15 protein-coding genes and 1 pseudogene are annotated in these 16,625 nt (G+C 34.7%); 6 read left to right on the top strand and 10 right to left on the bottom strand.

Annotation, left to right across the window (positions count from 1 at the left end; translation table 11 throughout):
- The first annotated feature begins 86 nt into the window (after positions 1-86).
- Positions 87-860: a T9SS-dependent surface endonuclease, AS87_RS02955 family gene (locus N4G44_RS17265; RefSeq protein ID WP_474928531.1), complete on the top strand. Its 774-nt coding sequence runs from the start codon at positions 87-89 to the stop codon at positions 858-860.
- Between the two features lie 275 nt (positions 861-1,135).
- Here N4G44_RS17265 and N4G44_RS17260 read toward each other — a convergent pair whose 3' ends face one another.
- The 10 genes and pseudogenes from N4G44_RS17260 to N4G44_RS17215 form a co-directional block, all read right to left on the bottom strand.
- Positions 1,136-3,958 carry a gluzincin family metallopeptidase gene (locus tag N4G44_RS17260; protein ID WP_474928530.1) on the bottom strand — a complete coding sequence of 941 codons (2,823 nt, stop codon included), beginning with the start codon at positions 3,956-3,958 and terminating at the stop codon, positions 1,136-1,138.
- Positions 3,959-4,011: 53 nt separating this feature from the next.
- On the bottom strand, positions 4,012-5,391 hold the full coding sequence (pyrF, locus tag N4G44_RS17255; RefSeq protein WP_474928529.1) for an orotidine-5'-phosphate decarboxylase: 1,380 nt from the start codon (positions 5,389-5,391) through the stop codon (positions 4,012-4,014).
- Between the two features lie 123 nt (positions 5,392-5,514).
- Positions 5,515-5,685 carry a DUF1232 domain-containing protein gene (locus N4G44_RS17250; RefSeq protein WP_474929035.1) on the bottom strand — a complete coding sequence of 57 codons (171 nt, stop codon included), beginning with the start codon at positions 5,683-5,685 and terminating at the stop codon, positions 5,515-5,517.
- Positions 5,616-5,855: a hypothetical protein gene (locus N4G44_RS17245; protein ID WP_474928528.1), complete on the bottom strand. Its 240-nt coding sequence runs from the start codon at positions 5,853-5,855 to the stop codon at positions 5,616-5,618. The genes N4G44_RS17250 and N4G44_RS17245 overlap by 70 nt, the downstream gene beginning before the upstream one ends.
- A gap of 85 nt (positions 5,856-5,940) precedes the next feature.
- Positions 5,941-6,480: a TlpA family protein disulfide reductase gene (locus N4G44_RS17240; RefSeq protein WP_474928527.1), complete on the bottom strand. Its 540-nt coding sequence runs from the start codon at positions 6,478-6,480 to the stop codon at positions 5,941-5,943.
- Positions 6,481-6,525: 45 nt separating this feature from the next.
- Positions 6,526-7,089 carry a thioredoxin family protein gene (locus N4G44_RS17235; RefSeq protein ID WP_474928526.1) on the bottom strand — a complete coding sequence of 188 codons (564 nt, stop codon included), beginning with the start codon at positions 7,087-7,089 and terminating at the stop codon, positions 6,526-6,528.
- 17 nt (positions 7,090-7,106) lie between these two features.
- Positions 7,107-8,176, bottom strand: a pseudogene (gene aroC / locus N4G44_RS17230) (chorismate synthase).
- Between the two features lie 13 nt (positions 8,177-8,189).
- The gene (locus N4G44_RS17225) at positions 8,190-9,614 is read right to left on the bottom strand and encodes an LIC_10190 family membrane protein (protein WP_474929031.1); all 1,425 of its coding nucleotides are present in this window, start codon (positions 9,612-9,614) and stop codon (positions 8,190-8,192) included.
- A 58-nt stretch (positions 9,615-9,672) separates the two neighbouring features.
- Positions 9,673-9,855, bottom strand: coding sequence for a hypothetical protein (locus N4G44_RS17220; protein WP_474928525.1), 183 nt, complete (start codon positions 9,853-9,855; stop codon positions 9,673-9,675).
- Positions 9,856-9,907: 52 nt separating this feature from the next.
- A complete protein-coding gene (locus tag N4G44_RS17215; RefSeq protein ID WP_474928524.1) occupies positions 9,908-10,468 on the bottom strand; it encodes a YMGG-like glycine zipper-containing protein in 561 nt (186 codons plus the stop codon).
- Between the two features lie 238 nt (positions 10,469-10,706).
- Here N4G44_RS17215 and N4G44_RS17210 point away from each other — a divergent pair, with 238 nt between their 5' ends.
- The 5 genes from N4G44_RS17210 (at position 10,707) to N4G44_RS17190 (ending at position 16,260) form a co-directional block, all read left to right on the top strand.
- On the top strand, positions 10,707-11,153 hold the full coding sequence (locus tag N4G44_RS17210; protein WP_474928523.1) for a hypothetical protein: 447 nt from the start codon (positions 10,707-10,709) through the stop codon (positions 11,151-11,153).
- A 1,289-nt stretch (positions 11,154-12,442) separates the two neighbouring features.
- On the top strand, positions 12,443-13,738 hold the full coding sequence (locus N4G44_RS17205) for a tyrosine-type recombinase/integrase (RefSeq protein ID WP_474928522.1): 1,296 nt from the start codon (positions 12,443-12,445) through the stop codon (positions 13,736-13,738).
- 136 nt (positions 13,739-13,874) lie between these two features.
- The gene (locus N4G44_RS17200; protein ID WP_474928521.1) at positions 13,875-14,840 is read left to right on the top strand and encodes a hypothetical protein; all 966 of its coding nucleotides are present in this window, start codon (positions 13,875-13,877) and stop codon (positions 14,838-14,840) included.
- Between the two features lie 277 nt (positions 14,841-15,117).
- Positions 15,118-15,249, top strand: coding sequence for a helix-turn-helix domain-containing protein (locus N4G44_RS17195; RefSeq protein WP_474928520.1), 132 nt, complete (start codon positions 15,118-15,120; stop codon positions 15,247-15,249).
- Between the two features lie 12 nt (positions 15,250-15,261).
- A complete protein-coding gene (locus tag N4G44_RS17190) occupies positions 15,262-16,260 on the top strand; it encodes a hypothetical protein (RefSeq protein ID WP_474928519.1) in 999 nt (332 codons plus the stop codon).
- The last annotated feature ends 365 nt before the right edge of the window (positions 16,261-16,625 follow it).

Below are 16,625 nucleotides of genomic sequence, written 5' to 3'. Positions count from 1 at the left end.
CAAAAAATTAACCCTATTATTGTCCCAAATGAAAAAAATGATTTATTTTTGAGAGGTAAATTATTAATAATCAAATTTTTTAAATCATGAAAAAACTTTATTCGTTTATCGCTACAGTTATGGTAGCATCAAGTATTTTTGCGCAAACAGTTTTCAATGCTACATTTGATGATGTAACAGGAACTGGAGGAAATGATGGCAGCTGGAGCGGAAGTGTTGCTGGTTCTGGTTTTACTGACGGATCTACTTCATATACTACAGGCGGAGCATGGACTTTTGCAAAAGTTTACAGAGGAAGCGGATGTCTGAAAGCAGGAACCTCATCATTAAAAGGAACTGTAACTACACCTAGTATTGCATTAACAGGAAATGCTACTCTGACTTTTAGAGCGGGTGCATGGAATGGAGCAAGTGAAGTGACAACTTTAAATATATCTGCTACAGGAGCTACTTTAAGTCAAGCTAATGTAACTTTGGTAAAAGGTGCTTTCTCAAACTATACCGTAAATATTACAGGAGCTACAGGAACCGTAGTTCTTACATTTGAAGGTTCTGTTGCTGCTAATAACAGATTCTTTATCGATGATATAAAAGTAACGACAGGATCACTGGCTGTTGCAGATATCAAAAATGCTAAAGCAGGAAACTTCGTAAAAAACACTTTCGTAAAAAGCGATGAGATCACTTTCGGAGCTGATGTAAAAGATGTAAAAGTATACAACATGTTCGGACAGGTAGTAAAATCTGCTTCTGTAAAAGAAAACGGTAGTGTAAACGTTGCTGAATTGGCAAAAGGAAACTATATCGTTACAGGAACTGTAAATAACGAGCCTGTATCTCAGAAGATCTTAAAAGACTAATTTTTAGTTTCTTAATTAATATGATCCCGGGCCATTTCGAAGAAATGGCCCGGGATTTTTTATGGTTTTTTATTACCATCTAATTACTTATTTTAATGTTTTGCTTTAAAAACTATCTTTTATTGTGTGGTATTGTTTTTGATGTTTATAGAACATAGATGGAAAATTTTACATTCTATACTGAATCAAATGAATAAAATTCATTTATAAAAATAAAAGTTAGTTTTCAATATAACATGTTAAAAAAGCAGCTGTTTTTGCAGTTGCTTTTTTTATTAGTACCATCCTCTTCTGGCAGCATTGATGACAGCCCCAAGATTAAGGACCAAAGTATATCTGATGCGTTTTGCATAATCCTTGAAAGAAGGTTCAAAACCTAATGAAGACTGTATCGGGAAGTAAATTTCAAGAAAATCAGGGATAAGCCTTACCTTAATTCCACTGTCCCAGATAAACTCTGCAGGGCGGTTTTTATTTTTATAGATTCCTGCATCCGCATATACATGGAAAATCTTCCATACACTGGAATCTACATTAAAAGAAGTAATCCATTGATTCACAGAGCCAGGGATAAAAGATTTGAAACCTCCGTCAGCAAGGATAAACTGCTGTGAAAGAAGCCCGCTGTTGGCGCTTTCACCCAAAAGATTATAAGAGAAAGAATAATTCGATACCCTCGAAATCCCATAGTTAAAAGTATTGTTCCGGGTTTCATTTCTTATAAAATAGCCGGCAAATAGCCTGACGCTTAGCTTCTGCTTGGGAGCAAATTCCCATCTGTAAAATCCTTCGGCAGTTATTTTATTGAAATCTTCCATCCCCTGAGTGCTCAGGCTTAAGCTTTTTTCATGGATCATCTGGCTGTCGCTGTAGCTATATCCTGCACTCCAGAGATTGTATTTGTCATAATCCTTATTCGCAACCATTGCCGGACTAAGGTCTCTCTCTAAATAATTATAAGAAAACCCTAAGCTTCTGCTCACCGTACTCCGTGGGTTTTTCCTGAAATTGAAATTGGAAAATACTGAACCTTTCCTGTAAGCCAGCCCATAATCATAATGGAAATAAGATCCGGACACCCCAAAAGTAATGCTTCTGAAAATGCTTTCAGCAGGAAGGAAAGAGTAGGAGATGGCTCCTGATCCTGTCAGTTTACCGGTTCCTGTACTGTAAGTTGGAGTAAATGAGTACAGAAATTTCTGATCAAAGAATGACTGGTTTTTCAAATTCACTCCCAGAAGGAATTTATCATATGTATTATTAAAGCGTACTCTTGGAGTGACGTATATTTCGTTATATTCAGGATTGGGAATATCCTTGATAAGTTTGAATTTTATTTTCTTAGTATTCGAAAACAGACCTTTTGCATATAAAAAGTTGTCCCGGTATTTAGATTCCGGAAAAATATAATCTGAATTCAGTGTTACCTTGTGAATATCTTCTGAAGAAGGAAGAGCGAAGTTGGTAATCCTTTCTTTTTCTTCTGTTTCTACCCAATAGGATTTTGTTTCGCCCTCGCTGGTCTGGGTTTCGAGCCTTACCGGAATAGGAGAGTCCGTATTTTTACCAATTTTGATATTCAGGGAATCTTCCTGCTTTCTGATATTTTTCAGCTTGAAGTTAACCCTGTTTTTTTGTTTAAGAAAATCACTGAGGTAGGCAGATGTTTTTTCTTTTTCGGCTAATTCTTTAAGAAAATCTTCCGGGTCAATTTTTTGATCTGTGTTTTTGGCAATATAATCCTTTACAATATCGTTGAAACGATCATAGCCCATTTTTTCTGCCGTATAATTAAAAAGGCTTCCGGTTTCGAAGCTGCTGATCGCCATATCATTAAAATTGCTCAAAACGGTAAAGTTTTCGCTGATCTTCTGGTCCAGATTCTGGGACATGATATATTGATATGCCAATCCATAGCGGTCAATGAGCTTTACTTTTGATGCATGAAACAGCTTTAGTGGCTTTACTCCGAAAATACGGGTCTCCGGCAGGGTACCCAATAGTTTGGTGTCTTTATAAAATTTTTGGAGATACTGTATTTCCAGATAGGATTTCAAGCCGTTTTTAAACCAGTGATGTTTCTGTTTGTCTGCAATAACGCTTTCGTCAAGTATTTTTTTTGCAATAATTCCGAAATAATCAAGATCCGTTTTTTCCGAATCAGTAAACAGCTGAAACTTAAATTTCCAGAATGTAATATCATTATTTCCGAAGAAATCTTCCGAAGATCTGAATTTTTCAGAAATGAAGAGATTCTTGGGAAGAAAGCCTATTCTTTCTTTAATGAATTTCAAATGCAAAGGCAGATAAAATTCAAGGTTTTGTTTTTCTTCCGGTTTCAGATTATACCCGAATTTAATTTCGGTATCTGTATCATCCACATTTACTTTTATGGAAGGAAGTCCGTTGGGTGAGATCACAAATTCAGGATCGGAATCAAGATAGCCTTTAAAGGAGTTCATCTGTACCTGTGGCAGGTTACTTTCGATAAAGCTGTTGGGCGGAAGATCAAAATTGACGGTCCAGAAAGTGTTGAAGCTCACGGATTCCTCAATATCGTGATAGTTTCTTTTAGAAATATTGTCCGGATCAAAATGATCCGGAACAATAAAGAAATATTTTAATGCAGTAATCTGATCAGAAGTCCCGTAACCTGTAAATTTTTTATCAGGAAGGAGCATTCTGTACTGAAGCTGTAATTTGATGCTTTCACCAGGTTTCAAAGCCTCTGTTAAAGGTAGAAAAAGGTTTTCATCCGTATTGGAATTCACCGGGACAGGCTGTTGGGCAGAATCTTTAATCTGAAGATCAAGAAGCTTACCGAGCTGTCCGGTTTTAGCAAAATGGAGATCACTGTTCCTGTCCTCCAGTTTTCTGTAAACCAAAGACGTTCCTTTTTTGTTGTAAGCAGAAACCCAGTTGAGAAGCTTTACCGAATGAAGGTCTTTTCCGGAATGGTTGTAATACACAATTTCCTGATTAACTTCCAGCGTTTTTCTGTCGGAAGATAATTTCGCTTCAATATATATACTGTCTTTCTGCCCGGAAACCTGTACAATTCCCCAAAACAAAACAAGGCAAATGGTGATCTTTTTCAATATCCTGTGATAAAGCCCAAATATAAACTTATTTTGAATATTTTCAACAGGAATTAACCCTGGATCATGTTTTTTTGCAAAGAATTAACATATGCATTCCAACCTTCATTTTTATAAGTAACGGCGGCGGTTTCAGGATCATCGGATTTATAAATTCCACGGCCTACAATGATAAAGTCAGAGTGAAGCATTTTGAAAACATGTTCAGGCGTATTGTACTGCTGCCCTTTCCCGTCTCCTGAGTCTGCAAGATTAACGCCCGGAGTGAACAGCAAAAGCTCTTCAGGAATCTGATTCTGTGATACGCCTCCTATTACGTTAGGATGGGATAATGCCACTTTTAAAGCTTCTTCACGATAGCTGGCTGTAGTAAGGGTACCTTTGGAAGACATTCCCACAATAGCCACAACTCCTACATTTTTGAAACAGTCTAAAGATTCAAATCCTCCGATTACCTGGGAAGTAACAAAATCTGCCCAGTCTGTAATTTTAAATACACCACTGGTAAACTGCAGTTCCTGGGTATTGCCGATATCTGCAAACTTTCTGTCTTCCATCAGTAAGAACTGGTGTTTTTCCGCCAATGCCTTTAAAGGAAGAATTGTTTTTTCGTATTCGAAATCTGAAATGATATCAATGTGGGTTTTTAAAGCAACGATATGAGGTCCCACTTTTTCAGCAAGGGCAAGAAGTTCCTGTGTTGTGGTAACATCAGCAGATGCAATCAGATTGGATTTTTTTGCCAGAGCAGTTTCCAGTAATTTTTTAGAAACGGAATGTTGTGCATGTTCCAGCTTCTGTTCGTAAGAACTTCTCGTTTTTTCTTCAAACTGAATATGGTTGCCCTGAAGGAAATCCTGGATTCTTTTTACTTCCTCATCAGACAGTTCTCCGGTTTCCTGAAGAATGGTGCAAACCTCAGAAATATTGAAAAGGGTATGAACTCTGTAGCCTTTACTTTCCAATAACTGTTTACCACCCTGTTCCCTGTCGAGAACAACAACGATATCGGCTACTTTAAGATCCTCCTGTTCTACTTCTGCAATAGTTTCTATAAGAGATTTCCCGGAAGTGATGACATCTTCCACCAAAAGACAGTTCTGTCCTTTCTGGTAAATTCCTTCGATCAGTTTCTTTGTTCCGTAGTTTTTGGCTTCTTTTCTTTTGATAATTAATGGAATATAGCTTTCCAGAGACATGGCAGTAGCCATCGGAAGGGCTGCATAAGGCACTCCGCAGATGAGATCAAAATTATCCAGAGGAAGCATTTCCAATAAATAATTTGCCAGATTCTTTAAGATTTTAGGATCCGATGCCAAAGGTCTGAGGTCTACATAGAACGGACTTTCAATACCGCTTTTTAAGGTGAACCTCCCGAATTTGATAATGCCCAGCTTGTAGCACTCTAAGAAAAACTCTTTTTTACTTTCCATTATTTTTTATTAGATACTGCAAATTTAATGATTTGAAATAAGGCTTAAAAATTTATCATTCATTTGTCTACAAAAAAACCACCCTGAATGTTTCAGGATGGCTTAAGAATATTTCTGTAAATATTATTTTATAATTTCTGCATCAATAATTTTAGTGCCTTTCAGCCTTTGTTCTGCTTCCCACAGCAAGAATTTATCCACTTCCTTGATCAGTTTAGGAATCGTCAGGGACAATACTGCAAGATCATCCATAACTCCCAAAACAGGTACGGCAAATTCAGGAAGTAAGTCAATAGGGAGATTACATATAAAATTCCCAGAAGAGGAAGAATAATGTCGATGGATCTCATCGGATATTCACCCTTTCTCCATAATTTGACCATCCTGAAAATGTCAGGGATTTTTTTAACGAAGCCTTTGTGGCTGATGGCTTCTTTTGCAAGATTCAATTTTGAATATTTCATTTTTGTGTTTAGTTTTAATAAAATTTTTCAACGTAGTAAATTTCGCAAATTCTATACCAATTAATTATAAAATTTAGTTAAAAAACTACTTGATGATATTGTCAATGAACTGATGCACAGTCTCTGTGTTCCAATCTCTGTAAGCATCTTCCTTAATGATGATCCTTCCGTGCTTATCAATAAGAAAAGTGGTAGGGAATACTTTGGGAAGGATTTTTTCAGAAATGGGGCTTTGTGCAATATATACGGGAACTGAATAATTATTATCTTTCAAAAACTTTTTTACATCTTCTTCCTTATCGTTCATAGCAATAAGAATAAAATCTACATTTCCTTTCCTGGAATCATATAACTTCTGGATCGTAGGCCATTCTTTTCTGCATGGAGGGCACCAGGTTCCCCAGAAATTAAGGAAAACCGGTTTATTCTTAAAGGTTTTAAGGTTGGTGCTTGGCACGTTAATTCCTTTCAGTTCGATGTCATAATCTTCTTCGCTTACGTGTACGGCATTTTCGATCGTCGCGACCGGAAAGAACTGATCCCTGAGGTATTCTTTTACGCCCGGAACGAAAGCAATCACACCGATAATAATAATGAGGACAAGATAAATGATGTTCTTTTTCATAGCTGATCTTTACTGTTATTGTTGCCGTCTGGAATTCAGTATATGTTATAATAACTCCAGGATCTCCTGAACTGCATCCTTACCCCGGTTTTTGGCGTAATACAGCTGCAGATCATTGTAAAAGCTATCTTTCGGATAGGCTTCAGGGTCTGCTTTATGCTTCATAAGCAGCTCGTATCCGTATTTTGGACGCGGGCCCCACGAATTTTTCACATTGAAATCTTTATCCAGGATAATTACCTTGGGAATAGATTCTGTACCGTTGGTCAGATATTGGCTGATCAGGCTTTTATCACTATCCCTCAGGAAAATTTTCACCTCATTGTGCCCTTTGAAAAAAGTAACAAGGGCCGGAACTGTGGCGCTGGCATCACCGCACCATGCTTCTGAAATGATCAGTATTTTCCCGTCAAAATTTTTAGAAGCCAATTCTTTTAGCTGCTCTTCATCCGGAACATACTTTTTCAGGGTTCTGTTCATTCTCTGAAGCCCGAGCTCATAATATTGTTTATAATCAGCTTCCTGTTGGTTGGATGGATTTTCTAATCTTTCTTTTCCGATGCGGACATATTCTTCAAAAGATATTCCCTGATCCCAGTAATTTTTCATTACCAAAAATATTTATATTAAAAATTATTGATGTTTCTTGTCTTGTTGATCAAAAATAAATCAGCCAATACAAATGCAGCCAGACTTTCTACAATAGGAACTGCTCTCGGTACCACACATGGATCATGACGTCCTTTTCCTTCTACAATGACAGGATTTCCATGTTTATCCACACTGTCCTGAGGTCTTAAGATCGTTGCCACAGGTTTGAATGCTGCGCGGAAATAAATATCCATTCCGTTCGAGATTCCCCCTGAATTCCTCCCGAAAGGTTGGATTTAGTGGTGAAATCTGTATTAAAAGCATCATTATGCTCTTTTCCGGTCATTTTAGCTCCGCAGAAACCACTTCCGTATTCAAATCCTTTACAGGCGTTGATATTCAGCATGGCTTTCCCCAATTCAGCCTGGAGCTTGGAAAATATAGGTTCTCCAATGCCCACGGGAACGTTTTTGATCACGCAGGTTACCGTTCCGCCGATAGTATTGCCTTCTTTTTTGATCTCTTTGATTCTTTCGATCATTTTTTCGGCAGTTTCGGCATCCGGACAGCGTACAACATTACTTTCCGTTTTTGAAAAGTCCAAAGCCTGGTATGGTTTTTCACAGAAAATGTCACCTACGGAAGATACATATGCATTGATTTCGATACCGGATAAAAGCTGTTTGGCTAAAGCTCCTGCAACTACCCAGTTGATGGTTTCCCTTGCTGAAGATTTTCCTCCGCCACGATAATCTCTGATCCCAAATTTCTGGTCATACGTAAAATCTGCATGACTCGGACGATACGAATCTGCAATATGATCATAGTCTTTTGACTTCTGATTTTCGTTTTCGATAATAAAACCTATTGGGGTACCTGTAGTTTTTCCCTCGAAAATTCCTGAAAGGAACTTTACCGTATCACTTTCTTTTCTTTGCGTGACAATTGCGGACTGACCAGGTTTCCTGCGATCCAATTCATATTGAATTTTATCGAAATCTACCGTTAAACCTGCCGGGAAATTATTGATGATACCGCCGTAAGCCACGCCGTGACTTTCTCCAAATGTTGTAAGACTGAGAAGATTACCTAATGTGTTGAACATAGTACAAAATTACCTATTTTTCTTCAGATAATAAAGTTTCTGGATTTGTTCTATTTATCGGTGTTTTTGATATTATTGATAACGTTCTCTGCTTCCTTTTTTCTTCTGAAGTAAGTTTTTTCCATATAAATCCTTTTTTAATATTTTTTGGATCGATGTATTGCGGGAAAATTCCGGCATTGACATCATCAATAATATAACCTGCTGAAATTGCAGGAACTGGAGTATCGAAATTGAAAGGGTAATCTTTTGATACATTGAACTTTAAGTTTCCTGTCCGGAAAGTTTCAAATTTATTGTAATGATAGGTCGAGGGTTTGTAAAGCTGTTCTTTTTTTACCCCAGCCATGAAATTTCCCGGTCTGAAACTCGGAATATATGCTCGGATGAAGCTAGGAAAGCTTAAGGTTCCTGTTATCAATATCCCTGCTACTGAGAAAAAAATAAGAGCATTTCTTTTGTTAAGATGAATAAAAAGAATAAAAAATATAACGAAAAAAACATCAATAAAAAACCGGTATTGTGCTGAAAAAGCCAAAACGCATACACTTTTTATAAGGATTGAAATACAAATCAGGCTGATGATCTTTTTCTTTTTAATGAAAGCAAAAACCGAAAATAAAATCAAACTTAAAATAAAAAGAATATTAATTTTTGACTTAATTCCTTCCAGTGTAAACCAGTTTTTGACTGCTTCAACAGAAGAGAACTTTTGAATTTCCTCATAGGTATACTGCATGTCGTAGGTTTTCTGAACAGCATATTGTGACGAAATTTTTAATACTTCCGGGTTGGGTTTACAGCTGAAATCAAAATCACCTGCGGCAACAGGAAATACGGGATACCCGAATGTCCATATATTTTTAATAAAGAATAAAATAAGAATTCCTGTTCCTAAAATCCAGTTTTTATAATCGGGCCTTACAATGAATACAGAATATAAAAATACCAGTAACGGAAGCCATATCATTGTAGGTTTTATGGAAAAAACAAAAACGGCAAAAGCAAAGAGCAGACTGATATTTCTGTTTTCTTTAAGGATCTCATTCAGAAGAATCAGCGATAAGACAATGACGGGAAGATCCGGGCTGGGAGACTGTGAAAAAAGCAGCAATACGGGAATAAAGCACAGCTGAATCCAGGTTCTGCTTTTAAAAATATAAAGCGTGTAAGCAATAAGTAAGATGGCATTGATCCTTAAAAATGGATCAGAAAACCCGGAAAACCCTGCCTGGAAAATATGCCAGACGGACATTTGTCCCAATGTGAGGTCGAGATTGGAAATCCCTTTTACCAGTCCATATTCTGTAATCCATTTGATTGAAGGGATATAATATCCAAAATGATCCAATATATAAGGATGGAAGGAGCTGCAGTATAAAATAATAAGTGAAATACCACCAATTAAAAGGGTATCTTTCTTTGAAAACCGGTTAATCTCCCGGTAAACTTTCCTTTGAAAAAAGAAAAAACTCCGGTGAGTGCAAATGGAATTTCTACATATATATTAATAGGTATAAAAAAGACAATACAGTCCATACCATACTAAGTCCCATTGTTCCGGTCAGAATACTACCGGCAACTTCTCCGGAAAGAGTTCCCAGGAAGCTTTCTATTACTTTTCCCCAGCCCGCAAGCACTGAAAGGATAAGAACTGAAGAAAGGAGAAGTAGAATCATAAAAAAAGATTGCCTAAAAATAAGCAATCTTTTAAATGTTATCGTAAAAATATTAATTACGTGGCTGAACTCGTCCGTCTTTTCTGTCTCCGGCCCTACCGATTGTATAACCGGTTGCGCCCCCAACAACACCGCCTATCACGGCTCCAAGACCTCTGTTTTTCTTAGCAACGATAGCTCCTAATGCAGCACCACCTACGGCACCAATGGCAGTTCCTTTGGCTGCCTTACTCCATCCTTTCTTCTGAGTGGCGGTGGTACCAGTCCCTTGTGAAGAGCTGTTACCATTATTTGCATAGGTTCCGCCTCCTGAGTTGGAATTAGATCCTCTATCTCTATATACTGTTCTGGTCTCTCTTATGATCTGAGGCTTTGAATTGGCTGCAGCCGCTGCCTGAGATCTTTTACTTTCAGAGATACTGTCTGCTTTTTTCTGTGCTTCGTACACTATTTTTTCTTTCTCGATGGCCAGCTTTTGTTTTTCTATTTCAAGCTGTCTTGCCTGAAATTCAAGTTTTTGCTCTTCAAGAGATTTTTCAGCTGTCCTTTCGTCTTTTTTACAGGCTGTCAGTAAAAAAATTGATAAAAAACCTGCTAATACTATCTTTCTCATAATTCAAATTTTTAATAAGTAGTCTCAACCGAAACGGTGGCAACTTTCTTTTTATTTTCAATTATGAAGCCAAAATTTAGTTAATAAATGTTAAAGTGGTACATTGAATAAAAAAGTAGCAAGAAAAATTACAGGACTTTAGCTTATCATAAGGGCCGGATGTAATTTTAAGTTAATTAAAAGTTTTTATTCAATTCATATGAATTGGTTATTTTTGGAAATACCAAATTACTTTATTATGAAAATAGCAATTTTTAAAACAATGGCTTTTGTGGCCCTGGCAGTTACGGCTTTATCATGTTCGAATGATGAAATGATCTCTGATGTTCAACCTCAGACGCGTCCTGAAACTTCCAAACAAACGTTGAAGACCCAGACTTATAAGCTAAGATTCGGTATTGTTAACCTTGATGGGACTAAATCCCTTTCAGGAAATTATGATGTAGGAAGCTTCCTCGCTGAAAATACAGCCACAGGCGAAGTTTATGATACATATTACGGAGGCGGTTTCCAGGCTCTTCCGGCGTATAATGAAGGAATTCCAGCAGGTACATATACCTTTTCTGCTATGCAGGGACAAGGCGGTTGGGCCGGTTATGGTTCGGTAACAGGAACTGTATCGGATGCCCAGGTAGATGCAGACGGGTATATTACTATTTATATTCCTATGACCTGGGCAGAATAGTTCAGGGAAAGATCAGACTACTTTATAAATTCTCATACGAGGATTTTTAATTTGTGTTTTGAGCCTCCTGACCGGAGGCTATTTTATCTGAATAATATTAAATAAAAAAGCTTCTCATTTCTGCGAAGCTGTCGCATGTGAATTGGTTTATATTTCCGGGACTTTTTTATTGTTAATTATTTCTTTCCCTTTTACTTATTCGAAATAATTTTTTGGTAAAAAATACATTTATGACTGAACTCATAAAATATAAAAAGTAAAAAGCATTATTTTTGAGATGTAGAATTATAATGAATAGTTTATTATTTTAAATTATAAAAATTTTTTTTCATCATTTGTGTTTTTGAGGCCTCCGCAATGGGGGCTTTTTTTATTTATATAATGATGCTTTTATTTAAAAAAGAATTTCTGATGTCTTCATTTTATACTTTTCTGACAGAAATGCCGTTTTAATTTTAATGAGGGTATTGTTAAAAACAGAATAAAAGAATTTGATCATTAAAATAGTGTCAAAACATGATATTCGTCATGGAAATACATAAAGTAGCCGATGGAATTAGTATCTAATATGCTGTAATTGCTCTATTTATGGGGTATTCAGGAAGAATCGATTATTGTTATGATTATTATTCCACTTAAAAAGTATTTCTTGTAGTTGAAACTTTGGCACGATTTTTCAATATATGAAGCAACTCATGTTTAATTTGAGTTTTCATGGTTATTAGTTTTTATCCCCGAAGCAATTCGGGGATTTTTTATTGTTGTATGTTACTAAGATTGGTGGTATGGATGTGAGAATATAAAATGCAGAATAAATTTTTTAATGATTATTTAAGACTAGTAAATTTTTTGTCCAACATTTTTCATTCCCGAAAACTATGTTTTTTTAAGAAAAGATACCACAAAAATCACGATTCTTGGATTTATGTATACTCATGGCATATGGTTTGGTTAAAAACTATTACCATCACTAATAATATATCTTTCATTTCTAAAAATTACACTTTTGCCTCTCGTGCCCCGGGAGGCTTTTTTGTGGTTTCAAAATAAAGATGATTGTAAATAAAAAACCTCTAAAAATCTTTTAGATAATTAGAGGTTTTTAGATAGGTACCTAGCGTACCCCAACTATAGCTTCTTTTGATGTGATATGAAATGAAATATTGTTTTAATTTATTGATTATTAATATTTTAATATTTCATTATGTTTCAATGTATTTTATTAGATTGCATTTCTGTTGGAATTTTGTTGGAATAATTTATATATTTGATTTATCAAAATATTATAAATGGCTACTATTAAATTTCGTGTATTGCATAAGTCAGATAATGCTCAGATATACTTACGCTTTTCGTTAAGTAGAGAAAAGGTTTTTCAATCTAAAACAGGTAAAACCATTAATCCTGCATTTTGGAGTAGTAAAACATCCAGGCCAATTCAAAAGCTCCCAGAATTTAAAAATTTAGCTTTAGAGCTTAATGAGTTAGAAATTTTTGTAATGAAAAGCTATAATTCGGATTATGCAAAAGGGGTTATTTTTAATAAAGAATGGTTAGAAGGGAAAATAAACTCTTTTTATAATCGTATTGATGAAAAAACCGATGACAGTGTCTTTTTAATCTACCTTACCAATTTTATAGATTTCAAAAAGAGCATTGCTTCCAATACTAATAGTACTATTGGAAAGTATAATAACTTAAAAGATAGATTTACAGATTATCAGAAAAAAATAAAGAAAAATTATTTGATTGAAGAAATCAGTGCTAAGGTTTTGTTGGATTTTAAAAATTACCTTGTTGTTAATTGCAACCTATTAGAAACTACAGCAACTAGATTTATTAAAAATTTTAAAACTGTTATTTTTGATGCAAGGAATAATGGTAAACAGATCAATCATCAAATAGCCGGATTTACTACTGGAACAACAAACAGTGAGCATAAAGTATTTCTTTCTTTAAATGAAATAGAAAAAATAAAGAGTATCAGTACTCTAAATTCTGATTGGAGTAAAGCTGCTGATTGGCTGGTATTAGGCTGTTATTTGGGGCAAAGAGCAAGCGATTTACTCAGAATGACAGAAAAAATGATTTACTCTAAAACAGATTTTGAGGGTAACTCTTTTAGATTTATAGAGATAACGCAACAAAAAACAGGAGAAAAAGTAGTTATCCCTTTGCATAATGAGGTTGAACTTATTTTAAGTAAATACAATGGAGACTTCCCTCCTGTATTTGCTAATAATCCTGCTTCTAATTCTGCACTATTTAACAGGCATATTAAAAAAGTTTGTGAATTAGCAGGTATCCATGAAATGATAAAAGGCAAAGTTTTTAATGAAATCACCAAGAAAAACGAAATAATAGAAACTGAAAAATGTAATCTTGTTTCTTCTCATGTTTGCAGACGCTCATTTGCCACCAACTTTTATGGCAATAAGCTTTTTACCACACCTCAACTTATGAGTATTACAGGTCATAAAACAGAATCTATGTTTTTAAATTATATTGGTAGAACGGCTGATGATTGGGCGATGCAAACAGCTAAAACTTTTAAGGATCTGTCAGATAAACAAAAAATTTCATAATCTTTTATATCAAAAAATACTATTATTGTTGATTTATGGAGTGTGTCAATATCTCATTTTTAGTTGAATACGTTCTAATATAACGCGACATTCTTTGTCGCATTAGGGAATTAACTTTGATGTAAAATATAGAGTTATGGAAATTCCATTTTATTTAAGTTTCAAAGAATTTGAAAAGAATTATCAAACAGATTTTAAAAAGTGGTTTGGGCACTATTGTGATGCTGATGAAGTAGACTTTTTAAAAGATCTATTAGAGCTATATAGATACTATTTATGTTATAATGTTGTAGAAGATAAATTGGATTTTGAGGGAGTCATTGAAATTATGGATTGTTTAGTTCCTTTTAGAAATAAAGGGAATTTACAAATAATGGGAGCTTTTTTTACAACTTATAAAGACAAAGAAGGAAACCTTTTTCAAAAGAAAACAATTACCATGATGGAATATGCACAACATATTTTAGACTTAGTAAATATGTACCTTAAAAATAATAAAGTAGAAATAGTAGATTGCATAAATATTAAAGATTATTTAGGACGGAGAGATATTATTTCTGACAATGATAGTTTTGGATATTGGATTAATTTTGATATACATAAATTAACACTTCCATTTTTAAGAGCTTATATACCAGTAAATGGTAAGATAGTTAATGCTACTCTTTATCGAAACTTTGGATTTGCTGTTGTTCGTATTGCCAACTTTATAGATGAAAGGCTTAGATCTTTAAATGCTTTTGAATTTAGTTTTTATAATAGCCTAAAGTCAGAAGCAAAATCTCAAGAACCTAATCAAAGTAATTTTCATAAAGAGGCGGTGCCCATCACATCTAAAATCAAAATCACTGGAAGTTTACAAGCATTAGGATATATTTTTACGGAGCTCTTTGAAAAAGGTTATATAGAACCTCAGCGTAAAAATGGCAAAGTTAACGTACAGGGAACCGCTAAAATGATTTTAGATCATTTTGAATTCACCAGAGAAGAAGTTCAACCATCATTAGAAAGTGTTAGACAGTCGTTATTTACACAAAATAAATTCAGTAATGATAAACAGGATCTCTTTAAGATTCCTAATTGTTCCCAACTTGAAAAATAATATTTCATTCTTTAATTATTTGAAAATCAGTAATTAATTATACAAACTGGATAAACTGTTACCAAAACTGGATAACACTTGCCTCTTGCAATGCTTCAACTTTGTACTCATAAATAAAAACAAATCATATGAGTGCAATACAATTCATCGGAACTACACCTAGTGACTTAATCAGGGAGATAAAAAAGAAATCATTCCTGAACTAAAAGAACAACTAAAAGAGGAATTCCAGCCCAAAGAGCCTACCAGCTACCTTACCCGCAATGAAGTATGTGAAATGCTTCATATTGATTTATCAACCCTTCATCGATGGAGAAAGGATGGAACCCTGATTGCCTATGGCCTGGGAAACCGGATCTACTTTAAGAGAAACGAAATTGATGAGTTTATCAACCGTAATAGGCTGTAATTAAGATCTGTTGTGACCTTAGAATTTCAAAGTATCATGCTGGATTTCCTTAAATTCCGAACGTTTTACCAGAAAGTAATAAATAATCTGGTTAATAATACAGACTTTGAACCGTTAAGGAGTAAGGGGAATCATACCATGATATACCAGCATACAAAGCAGAATATTAAACTGGAATGCCGCAAATCTAGAAACACAGTTGAAAACGAATTCATTTTTGTAGATATACTCATCACTCCGCACTATTATTTCAACGGGAATAAACATAACGGGAATGATTTGAACCCCGAAGACTGCAAAGAAGTTTTGACAGAAATATTTTTCTCTATTCTGAAAATTAAGCCCACAGAATTTATAGAGCTGCAACTAATTAATTTGGAATACGGAATTAACATTATCTCTAAAGTTGATATGAAAAACCTCATCGAAGGAATCATAAACTACAAAAAAACCCCTTTTGTTTTTGGTGCCAACATTCAGACTTATAAGATAACCAATGCTACTCCTTACAAGCAGATTAAAGCCTATGATAAGGGCATCCAGTTTATAAACTATCCACAGTACGATATACAAAGAAATACATTTCGTTTTGAGGTTAGAAGCAAGCAGGCAAAGAATATTCGTAAGCTGGGAATCTATTCACTCTTTGATTTATTCAGCGATGAGGTTTACCAAAAGATGGGGGAAAGTTTACTGAGTGAATGGGAAAATGTCCTTATCATCAATTCAGAGCCTGATTTAACTGGGCTAAAACCTACAGAGATAAAATATATTACCGAAGCAGGCACCATTGAATTTTGGATAATAAAACTACAAAATCCTTATCGAAACTGTTATGCAAGAGAAGTGAAAAAATACTACAATAATTTACAGAACAAGAACAATCTGCACCATACAATCAAAGTGCAAATTTTAGACAAAATTTTTGAATTGTTAAGTGGTGCAAATTCCACACAGGAACTACCGATAAAATCTGGATTTTTCAAAAATGAAAAAATTCTTTCAGACTGATAAATTTGGAATATGCACCATTTATTAAAATAACTCTAATAAATAGTGATCCAAACTAATACTATAATTCATAAAAAAGAAAGAAAAAAGAAGCTCAAAAAATATAGAAATAAAGATTATGATATTTTAATAAAGCACAGTTTTATTTAAAGAATGTTTAAAGAAAATTTAAATGTTAGTGAAACCACTGTTTTAATATATAAGCCCTTAAAAAAAGAGGCCGAATTTAAACTTTTTGGCTGAATCTATCTGCGATTTTTTGATACTCAAATTTGAGCTGTAAACTGAGCCACGAAGTGAACCATAAGATGAAAAAAAGTCAGTTTGAATGTTACGGAATCATGCACCTTTGAAATAAAAGGTTG

It is taken from the genome of Chryseobacterium sp. GTID13, assembly GCF_056172655.1.
The sequence above is the reverse complement of the archived record's forward strand: the minus strand, read 5'-3'. Positions and strand labels throughout refer to the sequence as shown.

What these genes read in the sequence shown, in the direction of transcription:
- N4G44_RS17265 (WP_474928531.1), top strand. Translation starts at nt 87, where the DNA reads ATGAAAAAACTTTATTCGTTTATCGCTACAGTTATGGTAGCATCAAGT.
- pyrF (WP_474928529.1), bottom strand. Translation starts at nt 5,391, where the DNA reads ATGGAAAGTAAAAAAGAGTTTTTCTTAGAGTGCTACAAGCTGGGCATT.
- N4G44_RS17245 (WP_474928528.1), bottom strand. Translation starts at nt 5,855, where the DNA reads ATGAAATATTCAAAATTGAATCTTGCAAAAGAAGCCATCAGCCACAAA.
- N4G44_RS17240 (WP_474928527.1), bottom strand. Translation starts at nt 6,480, where the DNA reads ATGAAAAAGAACATCATTTATCTTGTCCTCATTATTATTATCGGTGTG.
- N4G44_RS17235 (WP_474928526.1), bottom strand. Translation starts at nt 7,089, where the DNA reads ATGAAAAATTACTGGGATCAGGGAATATCTTTTGAAGAATATGTCCGC.
- N4G44_RS17220 (WP_474928525.1), bottom strand. Translation starts at nt 9,855, where the DNA reads ATGATTCTACTTCTCCTTTCTTCAGTTCTTATCCTTTCAGTGCTTGCG.
- N4G44_RS17215 (WP_474928524.1), bottom strand. Translation starts at nt 10,468, where the DNA reads ATGAGAAAGATAGTATTAGCAGGTTTTTTATCAATTTTTTTACTGACA.
- N4G44_RS17210 (WP_474928523.1), top strand. Translation starts at nt 10,707, where the DNA reads ATGAAAATAGCAATTTTTAAAACAATGGCTTTTGTGGCCCTGGCAGTT.
- N4G44_RS17205 (WP_474928522.1), top strand. Translation starts at nt 12,443, where the DNA reads ATGGCTACTATTAAATTTCGTGTATTGCATAAGTCAGATAATGCTCAG.
- N4G44_RS17200 (WP_474928521.1), top strand. Translation starts at nt 13,875, where the DNA reads ATGGAAATTCCATTTTATTTAAGTTTCAAAGAATTTGAAAAGAATTAT.
- N4G44_RS17195 (WP_474928520.1), top strand. Translation starts at nt 15,118, where the DNA reads ATGCTTCATATTGATTTATCAACCCTTCATCGATGGAGAAAGGATGGA.